This is a genomic window from Chryseobacterium sp. 14P4.3.2, assembly GCF_057799275.1.
Genome location: NZ_JBYOKO010000001.1, coordinates 160,379 through 178,112 on the forward strand (window position 1 = coordinate 160,379; position 17,734 = coordinate 178,112).

12 protein-coding genes are annotated in these 17,734 nt (G+C 34.1%); 5 read left to right on the forward strand and 7 right to left on the reverse strand.

The window, feature by feature from the left end:
- Positions 1-501: 501 nt before the first annotated feature.
- Complete coding sequence (rpiB, locus tag AC27VX_RS00750) at positions 502-936, reverse strand: ribose 5-phosphate isomerase B (protein WP_105682920.1); 435 nt, start codon at positions 934-936, stop codon at positions 502-504.
- A gap of 647 nt (positions 937-1,583) precedes the next feature.
- Here rpiB and AC27VX_RS00755 point away from each other — a divergent pair.
- On the forward strand, positions 1,584-2,774 hold the full coding sequence (locus AC27VX_RS00755; RefSeq protein ID WP_488693384.1) for a phosphoglycerate kinase: 1,191 nt from the start codon (positions 1,584-1,586) through the stop codon (positions 2,772-2,774).
- A 1,659-nt stretch (positions 2,775-4,433) separates the two neighbouring features.
- On the opposite strand, the gene AC27VX_RS00760 is transcribed toward AC27VX_RS00755, so the two are convergent.
- From AC27VX_RS00760 to AC27VX_RS00785, 6 genes are all read right to left on the reverse strand, one after another.
- Positions 4,434-5,255 carry a class I SAM-dependent methyltransferase gene (locus tag AC27VX_RS00760; RefSeq protein ID WP_488693385.1) on the reverse strand — a complete coding sequence of 274 codons (822 nt, stop codon included), beginning with the start codon at positions 5,253-5,255 and terminating at the stop codon, positions 4,434-4,436.
- Between the two features lie 118 nt (positions 5,256-5,373).
- Complete coding sequence (gene mnmG / locus AC27VX_RS00765; protein ID WP_300691700.1) at positions 5,374-7,236, reverse strand: tRNA uridine-5-carboxymethylaminomethyl(34) synthesis enzyme MnmG; 1,863 nt, start codon at positions 7,234-7,236, stop codon at positions 5,374-5,376.
- A gap of 147 nt (positions 7,237-7,383) precedes the next feature.
- Entirely contained in the window at positions 7,384-7,803 is a 420-nt protein-coding gene (ybeY, locus tag AC27VX_RS00770; protein ID WP_236856698.1) for an rRNA maturation RNase YbeY, read from the reverse strand.
- 5 nt (positions 7,804-7,808) lie between these two features.
- Positions 7,809-9,965, reverse strand: coding sequence for a patatin-like phospholipase family protein (locus AC27VX_RS00775; RefSeq protein ID WP_488693387.1), 2,157 nt, complete (start codon positions 9,963-9,965; stop codon positions 7,809-7,811).
- 2 nt (positions 9,966-9,967) lie between these two features.
- Positions 9,968-12,415 carry a bifunctional UDP-N-acetylmuramoyl-tripeptide:D-alanyl-D-alanine ligase/alanine racemase gene (locus tag AC27VX_RS00780; protein WP_488693388.1) on the reverse strand — a complete coding sequence of 816 codons (2,448 nt, stop codon included), beginning with the start codon at positions 12,413-12,415 and terminating at the stop codon, positions 9,968-9,970.
- Positions 12,416-12,492: 77 nt separating this feature from the next.
- Complete coding sequence (locus AC27VX_RS00785; RefSeq protein WP_236856701.1) at positions 12,493-13,080, reverse strand: thymidine kinase; 588 nt, start codon at positions 13,078-13,080, stop codon at positions 12,493-12,495.
- Between the two features lie 61 nt (positions 13,081-13,141).
- Between AC27VX_RS00785 and AC27VX_RS00790 the strand changes: the two genes are divergently transcribed.
- From AC27VX_RS00790 to fabG, 4 genes are all read left to right on the forward strand, one after another.
- The gene (locus AC27VX_RS00790; RefSeq protein ID WP_488693389.1) at positions 13,142-14,620 is read left to right on the forward strand and encodes a DUF8457 domain-containing protein; all 1,479 of its coding nucleotides are present in this window, start codon (positions 13,142-13,144) and stop codon (positions 14,618-14,620) included.
- 2 nt (positions 14,621-14,622) lie between these two features.
- Positions 14,623-15,297: a 16S rRNA (cytidine(1402)-2'-O)-methyltransferase gene (rsmI, locus tag AC27VX_RS00795; protein ID WP_236856703.1), complete on the forward strand. Its 675-nt coding sequence runs from the start codon at positions 14,623-14,625 to the stop codon at positions 15,295-15,297.
- Positions 15,298-15,303: 6 nt separating this feature from the next.
- A complete protein-coding gene (locus tag AC27VX_RS00800; RefSeq protein WP_488693390.1) occupies positions 15,304-16,818 on the forward strand; it encodes a WG repeat-containing protein in 1,515 nt (504 codons plus the stop codon).
- A 172-nt stretch (positions 16,819-16,990) separates the two neighbouring features.
- A complete protein-coding gene (gene fabG / locus AC27VX_RS00805) occupies positions 16,991-17,734 on the forward strand; it encodes a 3-oxoacyl-[acyl-carrier-protein] reductase (RefSeq protein ID WP_236856705.1) in 744 nt (247 codons plus the stop codon).

Below are 17,734 nucleotides of genomic sequence, written 5' to 3' on the forward strand. Positions count from 1 at the left end.
TCAAATAAATTGCAACATTGGCCGGCAATAATATTCTATCAGAATCTGTTCCACTTACAATATTTCCTTTTGCGTTAAAAAAAATTCTTTGGTTAATTGTTATTTTTGGCAGTTTTTTGAAATTAAACAATTTTTTATTCTCACCAGAGACCTATCTTTTTACTGAATTCTTTTATGCATTTTTTTATGAATCTTTCACTATTACTTCCTGAGCCTGGAAAAAAAAGTGACAAAAATCAATACTGAAGATATTCTTATTTTCATCAAACCTTAATGTTTAATTTAACCTTATTTTTCTAAATCTACTTAATAACGGAAGCTTTAGTTTTGTATAAATTTAATACAATTCTGGAGAAGAATAGAGAAAAACCTTCTATTAAATATATTAATAATATTGCAAAGGTTCGGGAGAAGAATAGAATCTTATTTCTATTGGATGTTGCAAATGTACGAATAAAAAATAAATAAGGCCTGTAATATGATTTACAAGCCTTAGTATATTTAGCAAACTGCGATTTTGTCAACTCGGTTCTGATGTCTTCCCCCTTCGAAGTCTGTTGAAAGAAATTTGTCTACAATTTCAATCGCCAATTCTTTGGATATGAATCTTGCCGGCATAGAAATCATATTAGCATCATTATGCAGTCTGGCCAGTGTCGCAATCTCCGGCATCCAGCAAAGAGCGCATCTTATCTTCTGATGTTTGTTTGCCGTGATCTGGACTCCATTTCCGCTCCCGCAGATCAAAATTCCCAGCTCGTTTTCTCCGTTTTCCACAGAGGTTGCAGCAGGGTGTACAAAGTCCGGATAATCCACACTGTTTGTGGAGAACGTTCCAAAATCCTGAACTTCAAATCGTTCTGAAAGGTAGTTCTTAACAATCTCCTTATATTCATACCCTGCATGGTCCGCTGCGATAGCAATTTTTCTTTTCATAATACTTCTATTAAGCTTTTTTAGATTTTATTTCCTTACAAAGTTAAGAATAATAACAATTCATGTTAGTAAACCGTGGGTTAATTGTTAAAAGGTATGTTAATAAGTGTGGAAAACTTTTCTCAACTTTCTATTTTTAAAGAAGATTTTATTTCGTAATAGAAAATCTTTCCCGAAGATTCTACTACTACTTTCCAGATGTTTTCTTCACGTAATCCAAACTTTTTCCATAATAAAATAACTAATAAACGATTTCCAGTAAAGTTATTAACAAATGTTAATAACCGTGTGAAATAGCAGATTTACAGAGCTTTATATTGTGAGTTAAATATGAATTTAATATAAGTTGAGTGTTATCAACTTTTAGCTTAAAACTTATCCCCGTTACTAACAGTACACAACAACAACTACATTATTCTTTTCTTTAAAAGAGAAAAAATTGTTGATTAATGGGTGATTGGGTTCTGGGAAAGTTTTTGAAAACTTTTATTTTAATCAATCTGTTGAAAAAGTTTAAAACCTTACATTTGTGAAACGAAAATTCAACGAAATCTATGGAATTGGCCTTGGCGAAATTTACTGAAAGTCAAACAGAATCTTGAGTTGGCCTATTGCATATGAGCTCGGAAAAACAAATAAATCGACATATGAAAACAATCAATGATTTCAATTTTAAAGACAAGAAGGCTCTGGTAAGAGTGGACTTCAATGTTCCACAAGATGATCAGCTTAATGTGACGGACAATACAAGAATTGCTGCAGTGAAGCCCACTGTTGAAAAAATTCTTAATGATGGAGGTTCTGTTATCCTAATGACACACCTGGGAAGACCGAAAGGGGAGGTTAAAGATGAATTTTCACTTAAACATATCCTGGGGGAAGTTTCCAACGTTATGGGGCAGGAAGTAAAGTTTGTAGATGACTGTATTGGAGAGAAGGCTGAAAAGGCTGCTTCTGAGCTGAAGCCGGGAGAGATCTTACTGTTGGAAAATGTTCGTTTTCATAATGAGGAAGAAAAAGGAGACGAAGGTTTTGCTGAGAAGCTTTCGAAATTAGGAGATGCTTATGTAAACGATGCATTTGGTACTGCTCATAGAGCTCATGCTTCAACGGCTGTCATTGCCAAGTTTTTTCAATCAACTAAATATTTCGGTTTACTAATGGCTAAAGAGCTTCAGGCAATCGATAAGGTTTTGAAAAGTGGTGAAAAACCAGTTACAGCAATTCTTGGTGGATCTAAGGTTTCAACTAAAATTACCATTATAGAAAATATTCTTCCTGCTGTAGATAATCTGATCATTGGAGGTGGAATGGCATTTACATTTATTAAGGCTCTTGGAGGTAAAATCGGGGATTCATTGGTAGAAGAAGATAAACTTCCTTTAGCACTTGAGATCTTAGGTAAAGCAAAAGAGCATAAGGTAAAAGTATATCTTCCGTCTGATGTGATCATTGCAGAGAGTTTCAACAATGATGTAGAAAGAAAAGAAGCTGATATTTATGCGATACCTGAAGGATGGATGGGGCTTGATGCTGGTCACAAATCCAGAGATCAGTTCAATGACGTACTATTAAACTCTAGAACAATCCTTTGGAATGGTCCGATTGGTGTTTTTGAAATGTCAAATTTCTCCGGCGGAACAGTTGCTTTGGGTGAAAGCATTGCAGAAGCTACAAGATTGGGAGCTTTCTCTTTAGTAGGAGGAGGAGACAGTGTTGCATTCGTTAAACAATTCGGGTATGCAGATCAGGTGAGCTATGTTTCTACCGGTGGTGGAGCAATGCTTGAAAGTCTTGAAGGACTTGAGCTGCCAGGGATAGCAGCTATCAATAACTAATCTTAGAAAATCCAGATATTTTAAAGTCTGCTAATTATATTAGCAGACTTTTTTTTGTTTGAAATTCTCTTGTAAAACCTTGTAATGATCGGCTTTTCGTTTAATTTTAGATATAACCTCAGGTTATACTTTAATCACTGGTCTCATTTACTTTTAGTTATATTATCTTCTACAAGAAATCCATAAATTCTGCTCTTAAAATTGTATTGGTTAAAAGGTATTTTTCTGTCAGTTATCTATGAATTTATCTTGATAGATTCCCGTAATTTCAGATGGGATCCAATTAAATTTGCCTGGCTAATCTCGCATCTTTTTCCTTTTTAGAAAGGTATTTTCTATCATTATGACTGTTAAAATTCTTGTAATTTATTAATGGTAATTGGATTGAATTTGTGCTGTAAATTTCTTTTATGTATCCTAAACTTATATTTTCCTGAGGGATGAACAAGGTACTTGGTTGGATGATATAGGTAAGCTTGAATATAAAAATAAGTATGATCACTTGTAATAATGATACCTGGAATATTACCAGGTTTTTATTTCCAGTACAATTTTATTAATTAACACTATTTTGTACTAATTTCTAAAATTCTATTTATAGAAAATATTTGTATAGGATGTTTTTTTTTTTCGACTTTATATAAATTATGTACATATTTAATTCATATGTTAGTGAAGACGTTGTAATTGACTGATAAATAATTATTAAGCTAATTTTTATTTGTTGTTTTTATGTTTTACTATTTTAATAAATGGGTGTTGCAAACTATTTTTACTTCAATTTAATATTTTACAAAACGTTTAAATGATGATTACCAGTATTTTATATGTACTTTATCAGTAGAGGACTACATTTTTAGATTTTTAGTGTGTGGGTTAATTAATTTTATTTAAATATTCTGGATACTTTCTTAAGCATTGTTATTTTATTTGATTTTTTTTTCTATCCGATTTTTTCTAAAATTTTTTTCTTAAAAGATTTTCTTGTTATTCTGGTAAATTGAAATATTTTGTTCAGTAAGAATTTTGTGATTTATTTTTTTTTTAACCTTAAAATTCATAATGGTAATGAAGTTTATTTCTTAAAAGAGTTTTGTGTTTTATTTTAGCTGATTTTTAATTTTCTTATTTTTTGGAAGAGAGTGGGGGAGTGGTCTTAATTTAATTTTTTTCAATCATACATAATTTTGAAGAGTCTACTAAATTCCGATTTTTTTTGGTTTTTATGCTTAAAATTGACCTTTTAAAGTGCTTTTAAAATTAAATAACTTAAATTTTCCATATGTAAAGGTGTATTTTAAAAATGAGGCCTTAAATTAGCCGTTTTTGCGCGAATTGGCATTTTTAAAACTTATTTTTTATTTTTTTGTGCATAATTATTATTTATTTTGCAAAACTCTGTTTTTTGGAAGTTAAAGTAGATCTTTAAGACAGAATAAAAAGAATTGAAAAAGCTTTTGTATATTTTTATAAGAAATGGAATAGGGGAGTAGTTTTATGGAAATCTGAAATTTGAAGTTTTCGAATGACAATATTATAGATTTCAAAATTTTGTAGTAGTAGTCATAAAAAAACTCAGGGATATTTTCCGTGAGTTTTTTATTTTTTTGGTTCAAATACTGAAAATTGGCCTTCAGAAATAGCTCAAAATTCGAGTTTCTATCTTTTTTCGATAATATATATCAAACTTGAAAATTCGTTCGAAAAAAGGGCTTTTACATTAGAAATCGTTCCATAAATTGTTGCTTTTGCCCAAAATAGGGGTGATTTTTTGTATTTTTCGCTCAACATAGAGATATAATAAGAATCCAGTATCAAAGGTTTGATTTTTCTCATTTTCCAATCTGTCTTTTTTGAAATTAAATTTTCCATTCCGTTTTTAGAGAAATGATAGACGTGTCTTGGTACATCATAGGCGGCCCAGTATTCTTTATAATGTTTGGCATCATAGGAAGTAGGGTTAGGAACTGCAATTACAAGAAGTCCTTTTTCTTTTAATTTCCCGTGGAAAATATTGAGCATCTCATCCTGATTTTCTATATGCTCAAAAACGTGCCACAATGTAATTGCGTCTAAACTGTTGTCTGCAATTTTATTGATATCATCCAGTATGATGGCTCTTGTTATTTTTCCCTGAGCTGCTTTTCTAGCATCAGCATCGGGTTCAAAACCGAATGTTTCAAAATCATTTTCTATAAACTTTACAAATTCTCCGGCACCGCATCCGTAGTCTAGTACTTTGGATCCTTTTTTAATCCTGTCTATAAGAATATTTTTTTTGTACTGCAGGTTAAAAGACTGAAGAAATTTATAAAGCTTTTCTTTCAGACTTCCGGAATCCTGATGATGAGAAATATAATCTTCGCTTTCGTAGTATTTGGAAATATTGGATGGGATAGGTGAGGTTTTGAATACTCCTTTTGTCTCGGTTTCTTTAATTTCAAATATTTCCTGTGAAAGAAAATGATCTTTTATTTTCATTGAAGTGGTTGTCTTTTATATTCAAAAAAATTAAGATATTCAGAGTTTTGTTATACACTCTTAAATACCTTAATTTTCGCTTTATTATTTTTAATGTTTCACGTGAAACATATCTTTTTTAACGCCCTAAATAGACTAGTAAAACGTTTATATCGGCTGGAGAAACCCCGCTTATCCTTCCTGCTTGTGCTATTGTCTTCGGACGTACATTAGACATCTTCTGTTTTGCTTCTGCGGAAAGGCTTGAAAGGTTGGTATAATCAAAGTCTTCAGGGATTTTAATGTTTTCTAAACGGTTAAGTTTGGCTACATTCTCTTTTTCCTTTTCAATATACCCTTTGTATTTGATATTGATTTCTGCCTGCTCTCTTACCTCATTATTATATTGAGAAGAAACTTCTTTAATAAAATCAATCTCATCCAGCTTCTCTAATGTAATATTAGGTCTTGTAAGAATCTGAGCAGCTCTATATGCCTGATCTACTGGTCTGCTTTCTGCTGATTCCAAAATAGGATTAATAATACCTGGTTTTAAAGAAGTTTCTCGAAGGAACTCTTCAAGTGACTGACTTTCAGATATTTTAGCTTCTACCTTTCTTAATCTTTCTTCTTTTGCCAATCCTAAATGATATGCTTTTTCAGTTAATCGGATATCTGCATTATCTTGTCTTAAAAGAAGTCTGTATTCTGCACGGGAGGTAAACATTCTGTATGGCTCTTCTGTTCCTTTAGTAATAAGGTCGTCAATTAATACTCCAATGTATGCTTCATCTCTGTTCAGAATGAATTCATCTTTTTCATGAACTTTGTTATGAGCATTAATACCTGCTATTAATCCTTGTCCTGCAGCTTCTTCATATCCTGTGGTTCCGTTAATCTGTCCTGCAAAATATAAATTGTCAATCAATTTTGTTTCCAGGGTATGTTTCAACTGGGTAGGAGGGAAGTAGTCGTATTCTATAGCATAGCCTGGACGGAATACTTTTACATTTTCAAATCCCGGAATATGTTTCATAGCTTTGATCTGTACATCTTCCGGTAAAGAAGAGCTGAATCCGTTTACATAGATCTCTACAGTTTTCCATCCTTCCGGTTCTACGAAAAGCTGATGTCTGTTTCTTTCTGCAAAACGGTTTATTTTATCTTCAATACTTGGGCAGTATCTTGGACCTAAACTTTGAATGGTACCATTGAACATTGGACTCCTGTCAAAACCTTCTCTTAAAATATCATGTACTGTTTCGTTAGTATACACAATATGACAACTTAATTGTTTTGTTAATTTCGGAGTATCCAGATAACTGAATTTTTGTGGATTTTCATCTCCTTTCTGTTCTTCCATTTTGGAATAGTCCAAACTTCTTCCGTCAACTCTTGGTGGAGTACCGGTTTTCATTCTTCCGGCTTCGAAACCTAAGCTCACCAATTGTTCGGTAATTCCAAACGCTCTTGGTTCGCCCATTCTTCCTCCGCCTAATTGTTTATCGCCAACGTGAATTAATCCGTTAAGAAATGTTCCGTTGGTAAGGACTACAGATTTTGCTTTGATCTCAATTCCTAAAGAGGTAACAACTCCGGTTACTTTATTATTCTCTACGATCAGTTGTTTTACCATATCCTGAAAGAAATCAAGATTGGGAGTATTCTCTAATGCAAGTCGCCATTCTTCGGCAAAAAGCATTCTGTCATTTTGGGTTCTTGGGGACCACATGGCGGGACCTTTTGAAAGATTCAGCATCTTGAATTGGATGGCAGATTTGTCTGCTATAATTCCGGAATATCCACCCATTGCATCAATCTCTCTTACGATCTGTCCTTTTGCGATTCCACCCATTGCGGGGTTGCAACTCATCTGTCCGATGGTCTGCATATTCATTGTAACAAGTAGTGTTTTTGAACCGAGGTTGGCTGCTGCTGCTGCTGCTTCACAACCGGCGTGTCCGGCACCTACTACTATCACATCATATATTTCTGAAATCATTTTTATCTCGCTTGTTTTAAGCTTTAAACCTTATCTTTATAATCAATGTTTCACGTGAAACATTTTTGGAGAATGTACTCTAGGTAGACTTATATTGTTGCTATGATTGAGTACTTTACATACCGGACTTTAAGTGATTGTTCAATTTCAAAATTTCAAATCCCTATACTTCGCTAAGTACAAATCTTCCATTCTCCGCATCTCTTTTTCTTCCTCTTCCGTCTTGTCTTTATAGCCTGCAAGGTGTAAAATACCATGGGCTAAAACCCTTCTTAATTCTTCTTCGTAATCTCGGGAAAGGGTAGAGGCGTTATCAGAAATGCGCTGCAAAGATACGAAAATCTCAGCGCTTATTGTCTTACCTTTTACATAATCAAAAGTGATGATATCGGTATAATAATCATGCTGTAAATAATCCTGATTGATCTTAAGCAGATATTCGTCATCGCAGAAAATGTAATTGATTTCTCCTAGTTTTTTTCCTTCTGAAAGAATAAGATCTTCCAGCCATTTTTTGTAATCTGTATTTACCGATTCTGGTAAATTTTCGTAAAAGAACTGTATCATTTTTTTTAAAACCAGTGCCCTAAAATAACACTGAATATACCTTTTTGATTGTTTTTAAGGGAGTGGCTGAAGTTAACTTTTATCTGCCCAAAAGGAGATTTGTAACCAGCCGTTATTCCCAGTGAACTATAATTTACTTTAACTGCATCTTCAAACTTAATGTCATTAGATAAGTTTGCAAAGCTAAAATTTCCACTGATAAAATAGTTTTTGTTAAACTTAAACTGAATATCGTTGGATGCTAATATGACATTATTAGTGTACAGCTGGGCGAAATAAAAGCCTCCGAAAGTTTTAAAATTAAGAATATTCTGTTCAAATATTCCTCCTAGTCTGTATTGATAATAGTCTGGAAGATTCTCCCCAATTGTTATTCCTCCATATAGATTAAGGCGGTAAGTGAATTGTTTGCCCAGCGGAACATTGATTCTCAGATCCGCTTTTACCTGAATTATTCTTTTGTCTATTTCAGATTTCAAAAGGTCAATCACCTTTCCTTCTGCTGAGAAATAGACCCCTTTAGTAGGGAATTCTTTATCATCCTGAGTGTCGGTTTTCAAAAATACATACGGATTTAAAAAGCGTCCATATCGCCTGTTTTCGCCGTTATTCCCCAATCTGAAGTAGTCATGGCTTATACCGCCTCCAATTGCGAACTTATCCTTCCATGTGGACTGTATATAGGCTTCATTTCTTACCCATTCCCATTTATCAACTGCATAATTATCTCCATTTTTAATATCAAAAGTCATTCCGGATGAATAAATACCAAATCCAGGAATATACCCGTTATCAATAAAATAGTTGAGATAATATCTAAGTCTGTCTCCTACAACAAAGTCAAAGGAGAGATTTGAATTCTTGAATAAGAGTCTCTTTGCAGAATAATTCAGAAGAAGCCCTGTTTTGAAGGCTTCATCATAGTGCAATCCGAATTTTAGAAAATGTCTTGTATCATCTTCAGTTACGTAAAGCTTTAAGTAATTGGCATCATTTTCCTGAACAATATCGTAATTGATAAAGCGGTAATTATTGGTGGCAACAAGTTTATCAATCATTTTATTGATGCTGCCATAGGTTTGCAAAGAGGGAAGACGTAGTCCCATTTTACCTAAAGTATAGTTTTTACCGAAGATTTTGCTTCCCTCAATAGAAATACTGTCAATCTTATATACATTGGAATATATCGGATTTACACGCTGTCTGAGACGGTCAAACGGACGCTTTGGCAGCTGATCCAGTATCTGAGTATATTTTAAACCCTCCACATAGCCGCTGTCAAGGATCTTTTTCTTGTCATCATAGCTGGTTGCAGACATCCCTTTCAGGTTCGGTTTAATGTTTATATCTGTATATTGATACTGTTTTCGGGTATCTTTTTTTATGCCAAAATCGATCACCTGATTCAGAATTGATATAATGTTATTTAAATCTTCTCTTTTAGACAGATCCTGATTTAGGTCAACTCCAATAACAATATCAATTCCTCTGTCCTTTAATGGTTTTGAAGGGTAGTTTACCGTCATTGCGCCATCTATATAAATACTGTCACCAATTTTAACAGGATCCATTAAAGACGGGAATGCCGAGCTGGCCATGATGGACTGTACGAGATCGCCTTTCTCAAATATCTGCATATTTCCGCTTTCAAGGTTGGTGGCAACACATAAAAAAGGGATAGGCATTTTTGAGAAATCTTCAATATTAGAAACATTTTTAAACAGTTCTTTAAGAAGATAAACATTTCTCTGACCAGTACTGATGGAAGAGGGAAGTGTGATTTTTCCGTTTTTCAGCGGAATTGATAAAAGATATTTATCTACGGATTTATTGAAAAAGCTGGCTTCCTGTCTGGATTTTGGATCCATAATTAGAGAATAGAAATCTGTATCCATTACAATTTTTTCTATTTCTTTTCCCGAATAGCCGGAAGCATATAGTCCACCTACGATGGCACCCATGCTGGTTCCTGCAATATAATCCACTTTTACTCCTAATGAATCTAATACTTTGAGTACTCCGACATGTGAAAAACCTTTAGCTCCACCCCCGGCAAGCGAGAGTCCTATTTTAGGATTTTTCGGAATTACTAAGTCTTTTTTTACCTGAGAATGGATCAATAGTAATTGGAATACGAAAAGAACAATCAGGAGTTTTCTCATAGTTAATCTTTTATATAAATCCGTTTCACCCGAGGTGAAATGGACGTTAATACTTCATAGGTTATAGTTTTGCAGTAGCCTGCGAATTCTTTCAAACTTGGTTTGGCATTAAAAACAGTCACTGTATCGCCTTCTTTTACATTAGGAATATGATCTACATTGATCATCATCATATCCATACAAATATTTCCAACAATAGGCGCCAATGCTTTTTGTACCCCAACGTTTCCGATCTGATTTCCGATCAGCCTTGGAATTCCGTCAGCATAACCCACTGGAATTGTTGCTATTTTTGTAGGATGATCTGCTTTATATTTTCTGCTGTATCCTACAGATTCTCCGTTTTCAACTGTTGATATCTGTGAAATTACGGTTTTAAAGCTTACAACAGAGCGCAATTGTTTTTGTATTTCACTGCTTGGTGATTCTCCAAGCATCCCTATACCAATTCTTACCATATCATGCTGATCTTCGGTATAGCTTGTTATTCCTGAAGAATTTAAAATATGTCGGATAGGAGTGTAGCCAAGTTTTTCTGTAAGATAGCTTGAATTTATTTTAAAAGTCTTTAGCTGATTCAAAGTAAATTCTTTTTCTTCTGGAATATCAGAAGATGATAAATGGCTTAACACACTTTGAACTTTAAGATTTTTAGTGCTTAAAGTTTCGATGAGTGCGTCCAGTTCAAAATCTTTAAACCCAAGACGGTGCATCCCGGTTTCCAGTTTAATATGGATAGGGTACTTCTTATCATCCCCTGATTTTTGAACAGCCTCATAAAATAGTTCCAATATTCTGAAACTGTATATTTCAGGCTCCAGGTTATATTCTATGATCGTTTGATAGCTGTGTTGTTCAGGATTCATCACTACAATAGGAGTAGTGATTCCTTTTTTGCGAAGCTCTGCTCCTTCATCTGCGAAGGCTACCCCAAGATAATCGATATGATGGTGCTGTAAAAATTCTGAAATCTCATAACTTCCCAAACCATAAGCATTGGCTTTTACCATAGCCATCATTTTTGTGCCCGGCTTTAGTAGAGATTTGTGGTAATTGATATTATGAAGAATAGCATTCAGATTAATTTCAAGGACAGTATCATGTTTTCTCAGTTCAAGAATATCTTTAAGCTTTTCTATCTCAAATTTCCTTGCTCCTTTCAGTAAAATGATCTGATTTTCGATTTCATTAAGATGTTTGCTTTCAATAAGCTCTTTAGTGTCTACGAAAGTATAGGTTTTAGATTTAAATAAATCACTAAATTTTGAAATTTCATTCCCAATTAAGAATACAGAATCGAAATGCTGTTCATTCACGAGCTCAGAAACTTCTTCATATAATTCTTTTGAGTTGGCATTTACTCCTACGATATCAGTCAGAACTAACGATTTTTTGGATTTGTTGTATTCATTCAGAAACTGAAGAGCAGTTTTCAGAGAATCAAGATCCAGGTTGAAAGAATCGTTGATAATAATATTGCCTTTAATTCCTTCAATGGATTCAAGCCTCATTTCAACGGCTTTTAAAAGGTTGATTTTTTCAACGATCTTTTTATTTTCGATATGTAACTCCTTAAGGACTGTGATAAGCGCCATAGCATTGGTTAATGTCGCTTCGTCTCTTTGATGGGCAGGAAAACTGATTTCTTCACCAAAATATTCAACGATGATGTTTTCATCTTTAGAAATATTGTTTTTAATGAAGACGTGGTTTTCTTTTTTAAACCCGTAAGAAATTAACTTTTTATCTGAATAGGATTTTTTTATTTTTTCATCCACCAAAGAATTGTCACCATTGTAGATAATCACTTCGGAATCTTTAAAAAGCTTAATCTTTTCATCAATCAATTCTTCATCAGAAGAAAAGTTGGCAGCATGAGCAGTTCCGATATGAGTAAGAAGCCCGATCTGTGGATGGAAAATATTTTCCAGTTTTTCCATTTCGTTCGGTTTCGAGATACCCACCTCAAAAATTCCAAGCTCATGTGTGCTGTTGATTTGAAGAAGGGAAAGAGGAAGGCCAATCTGAGAATTGAAACTTTTGGGACTTTTTACAGTAGAAAATTCATTCCATAGACATTGATAAAGCCATTCTTTTAAAATCGTTTTACCGTTGCTTCCCGTGATTCCGATAGACTGTAAATGAGAATTCTCGAAATGATACTTTGCTAATTTTTGAATAAAATCTACGGAATTTTCAACGATGATCCAGGTTACATTTTTATACTCCGGATAATGATGTTCAGAAATAATAATGGTAATACCACGGTTAATAGCAGATTCAATAAACTTTTCACCAGAGTTCTTAGGAGTATTAATAGCAATAAAAGCAGTATTCTTTGTAGAATAAATAATTCTGCTGTCGTAAGCTATATTTTTAATCATTAAATCTCTGTCTCCAATAACCTTTGCATTGGTGATCTCTGAAATGCGTTGTACTGTATAATCCATTGGTACCCGTTCTGCTTTATTTAATTTATAGGAACGCAAATCTGTTTAACTGCGAATTTGCTGATCCGTTTTTATTATTATTTTCTTTTTAAAAGTACTTCGTCAATAAAAACCCTGCGGCTTACTGCCTCATAGCTTTCTGTTTCTCCCAGCTCAACCAGATTATCCCCCTGGGAAGTTCGCATAGAGTAGTTGGCAAGATTACCTGTTCTCTTACAAATAGCATGCACTTTTGTTACATATTCAGCCGTAGCCATCAGGTTGGGCATCGGCCCGAAGGGACGGCCCAAAAAATCCATATCCAATCCTGCAATCACTACTCTTACACCGCTGTTGGCAAGCTGGTTGGCCACATCCACAATACTTTCATCAAAAAACTGAGCTTCATCTATAGCTACTACATCACAATTGGAAGCCAACAGAAGAATTTCATTCGGATTTTCTACTGCTGTACTCCGTATTTTATTCTGATTATGAGAAACCACATCCTCTTCAGAATACCGGATATCCAGCTTCGGTTTAAAAATTTCTACATTCTGTCCTGCCATTTCTGCTCTTCGCAATCTGCGGATTAACTCCTCGGTTTTACCCGAAAACATAGAGCCACAAATCACTTCCATCCAACCGCTTTGTTTGGAATGATTAATTGTATTTTCTAAAAACATTTGTTAAATTAGCCGTATATTTTTAACATCAAAAGTAAGCAATTTTAATAAGAATCTTATTATGCAGAATATCCAAGATTTAAAGGAAAAAATTTTTTTTGAGTCCAAGAATATCATTGATAATCTGGATAAAATAAATAACGTAGACGAATTACTTTCCAAGCAAGATCTTGTAGATGAGCTTGCTAACAGGATTTCTTTTTTGAAATTACTGGAAAAGAATATTGAATATTTCGTTACTGACCATGCAGGCCGGCATCAGGAAAATCAACATCTCTCTTTTGCGTCCGGAGAAGGAGAACACCACGATTCCGGAAATGAAGTCACAGAAGAGGAAGCGATTTTTAATAATGAATTGAACGAAATTGATGAAAATGAATTTTTTGTTGACAAACCCGATGAAGAAGAAGCCGTTTTCAACAATCAGCTGAATGAGATTGTTGAGAATGAATTTCATGAAAACATGATAAGCTTTGTAGAAGAAAACTCCGGGGTAAAGCCAGTTGAGAACAGTAAAGAGCCCGTTTCTTTCCATGAAATTACAGAAGAAGAAGCTATTTTTAATAATCAGCTGAATGAAATTGATGAAAATGAAAATGTATTGGCTTCCGGAGCGGTACTGAGTTTTGTAGATGAAGAGAAAATTCTGTCAGATTCAAAACCTGATTTTGATGAAGATATCAACGAAGATATGTTTAGTGATACATTGACAGAAGAAGAAGAGGCATTCAACAGTCAATTAAGTGAAATAGGAAGTAATGAAGATGAAACAGCTGAACCGGAGGTAATAGAACCAATGGTGAATGAGGATAAAGAAAACAGAGCCAAAGAAATAATTCCAAGTATTTTTGATACAGAAATGCTGGATGACGAAATGCTGATTGAAGAAAATGAAGAACAATTCGTTTTAACTTCTTCGATTGAACAGGGAGAAATGACCACAGAAACTTCCAATGTAGATCATATTCTGAATGAGATCAAAAATGACCATTCTGAACAAAATCAAAAGGAAGAAAATATTCTTGCAGAAGTCTACGACAGACGAAAAATTGTTGAAATAGATAAACCTGTTCCTGAAGAAACAGAAAGACATCCTTCTGATGAAAGTTTTGAAAACTTAGAAGAATATCATCAGGAGAAAAAAATAAAATTAGCCAATATCAAAGGAATGAAAGCGGTTCAGTCACTTTTTGACGATGATCCTCTGGAAAGAGAAATTCCTAAAGAAGAAACCCAGAGTCCGGCTGGGAAAGTAGATACAGAAAGTATTCTGAAATCTAATATTCCTACCCATTTTATGGAAGCCGACAAGCAAAAACCAGAGTTTAAGCTGGATCTGAATGATAGAATTGCCTTCTCAAAAATGCTGTTTGCAGGAAGTCAGATTGATCTTAACGATACAGTAGCCCAGCTGAATCATTTTAAAACACTGGAAGAAGCGAAAGAATATCTTAGTGATCTTTATTACGATAGAAAATGGGATAATGTGGATGAATATGCGCAGAGACTTTGGATATTGGTGGAAAATAAATTCTTATAATTTTGAGCGGAATCTTATATTTTGTTCCCACACCTGTTGGGAACCTGGAAGATATGACTTTTAGGGCGGTAAACGTCCTGAAAGAAGTAGAGTATATTTTATGTGAAGATACCAGAACTTCTGGAGTTCTTTTAAAACATTTTGAAATCTCCAAGCCTTTGAAATCTTATCATTTGCACAATGAGCATCAGGCGACAGAGAAAGTCATTACAGACCTTAAAAACGGTCAGAATATTGCTATTATTACCGATGCAGGAACCCCTGGGATTTCGGACCCCGGATATCTTTTGGCAAAGGCGGGAGCAGATAACAATATCGAAATGATCTGCCTGCCGGGAGCAACGGCTCTTATTCCAGCTTTGGTGGTTTCAGGACTTCCCAACAATGAATTTTTATTTGCAGGGTTTTTACCTCAGAAAAAAGGAAGACAGACGAAACTGAAACAGCTTGCAGAAGAGAAAAAAACCATTGTTCTCTATGAAAGCCCGCATAAAATCAATACTACTTTGGAGCAGATCAAAGAGTTTTTTGGAGAAGAAACCAAAGTAAGTTTAAGCCGTGAAATTTCTAAGAAATTTGAAGAAACCAAACGGGGAACAATCAATGAATTGATTGAGTTTTCCAAATCAAAAACTTTAAAAGGAGAGATCGTTCTTATCGTTAATAATTCTATTTAATTTCCTTTGAAAAAAATAATTTTTGTATTGTGCTCTGTAGTCTGTACGGCGCAGACTAACCAATATATGAAGGTTATCCTTTCAAAAAAAACAGGAAAGGAGGTTAATTCTTACTCAGATGGGTATGGTACTTTGTATGATCCTGTTTCCGGAAAGCATGGTATTGTGGATTCTTTAGGTACAGTTACCTTTGAGTCTCCTTATAAAGGTAGTATTTTGCATGTTTTTAAAAACAGATTCATTCTTTATTCTGAAGAAACCAATTACACCAGAAAATCAGCTGTTATTAATGAAAAAGGAAAAGAATTTATCCCTTTAAATAATCAGGAATTTAATACACCGTGGTGGAGTGAAGAGTTCATCATTTCTTCCAGAGAAGGAAAAGAGGCCGTTTATGATTATAATGGAAAAGAGATTATTTCCCATTCAGACAAAATCAGATTTTCAGGAAAGAACAGATTCTTTGTTTTAAAAGATAAAGGATGGTTTCTCTATGACTTCAATGGAAAACAGGTAAGTGCCAGAGGATTTAAAGATGATTATTACTTTGAAGAAGGGAGGGCTCTTATAACTAATGACAATAATCAAAGTGAAATCATTGATGAAAACGGACAGACACTGCACACATTTTCGAAGTTGGTAACCAGTATCAGTTCTTATCCTTATTTGATTACCCAGAATAAAGCTACAGGGAAATACGGACTTATCGATACAGAAGAAAATACAATTGCGGATGAAACTTTTAAAGAGATCATTCCGGAATATTTTGGAAAGAAAGAATATATTTATCTCAGCAAAAATAATAAAACAACGGTCTTTTATAAAAAAGATAAGAAGTTGTATTCCAGTGTTTTTAAATCTTTAACTCCTTTATTTAACAATCTTTTCAGCATTTATAACGACAAGACTAAGAAATCCGGAATTGCCGATCTGGAGGGAAATATAATCGTTCCACAGGAATATAATTTCATACAGAGTTTTACCATTTCAGGAAGAGATGTTGTTTATCTTAAAAAAGAAGGGGAGGAGAAACTTCTTGATAAAGATCTTAAAAATGTGATTAATGAAGATGTAGATATTCTCGGATTTTATCCTGAAGGACTTATTGTGAAGGAATCGGATAAATATTATAGATTTTCATTTAAAGACAAATCTAGGGATGAGCTGAAAAACATAAGCTGGATCAGGAATGAGAATAATGAATATTTTAACTTTCTAAATCCTTATTCAAAACCTCTTGTATGTAAAAATAAAGACAATTTTTATGGTATTCTGGATGGAAAAGGAACGGAAATTGTACCCTTTATTTACGATGATATCATAATATTTGGGAACTCTGAAAATGAAATTGTAGTAAAAAAAGAGGGAAAATATGGAGTTTTGAATTTTCAGAATGAACTGCTGAAAGAAATTGATTATGATAAATATTCCTGGCAGAAGGAAGTACTGAAACTGGATAAGAATAAAAAGACAGAGCTCATTTATTTCACCAGATTTAGAAATAACCCTCCTCACCTTTAGGATTTTAGTAAGAAATGATCAAAAAATTGCAGTATTTTGCTGATTTCAATGCGTTGAATAACAATTTATAATATCTTTGCAAACCGTTTAATTCCGGAAAGGAATAATATATACTAAGTGAGTCAGCAATCGCTAGCTGAATGAGTTATAAAGAAAATAATTGTCAATAGATATGAGAATATTAGAAGGAAAAGTAGCACTAATTACTGGAGCTACAAGAGGAATCGGGAAAGGTATCGCTGAAATGTTTGCTCAGCAGGGAGCAAAAGTAGCATTTACCTATGCCGGCTCTGTAGACAAAGCTAAAGAATTAGAAGCAGCTTTAAGTTCTGTAACCCAAATCAAAGGATATCAGTCTGACGCATCAGATTATGATGCTGCACAGCAGTTGGTGGAAGAAGTAATGGCAGAATTCGGACAAATTGATATTCTGGTAAACAATGCAGGAATTACAAAAGATAACCTGCTTCTGAGAATGTCAAAAGATGATTGGGATAAAGTGATCAAAGTAAACTTAGATTCAGTTTTCAATCTTACAAAAGCGGTAATCAAGCCAATGATGAAAGCGAGATCAGGATCTATTATCAATATGACCTCAGTAGTTGGAGTGAAAGGAAATGCCGGACAGGCCAATTATGCAGCTTCTAAGGCAGGCGTTATCGGATTTACAAAATCTGTTGCATTAGAATTAGGATCCAGAAATATCAGATGTAATGCTATCGCACCTGGATTCATTGAAACAGAAATGACCGCTGTTCTGGATGAGAAAACAGTTCAGGGATGGAGAGACGGGGTTCCTATGAAAAGAGGAGGGCAGCCGGAAGACATCGCTAATGCATGTGTATTCTTCGGAAGTGATATGTCATCATACGTTACCGGGCAGACGCTAAACGTTGACGGAGGGATGTTAACTTAA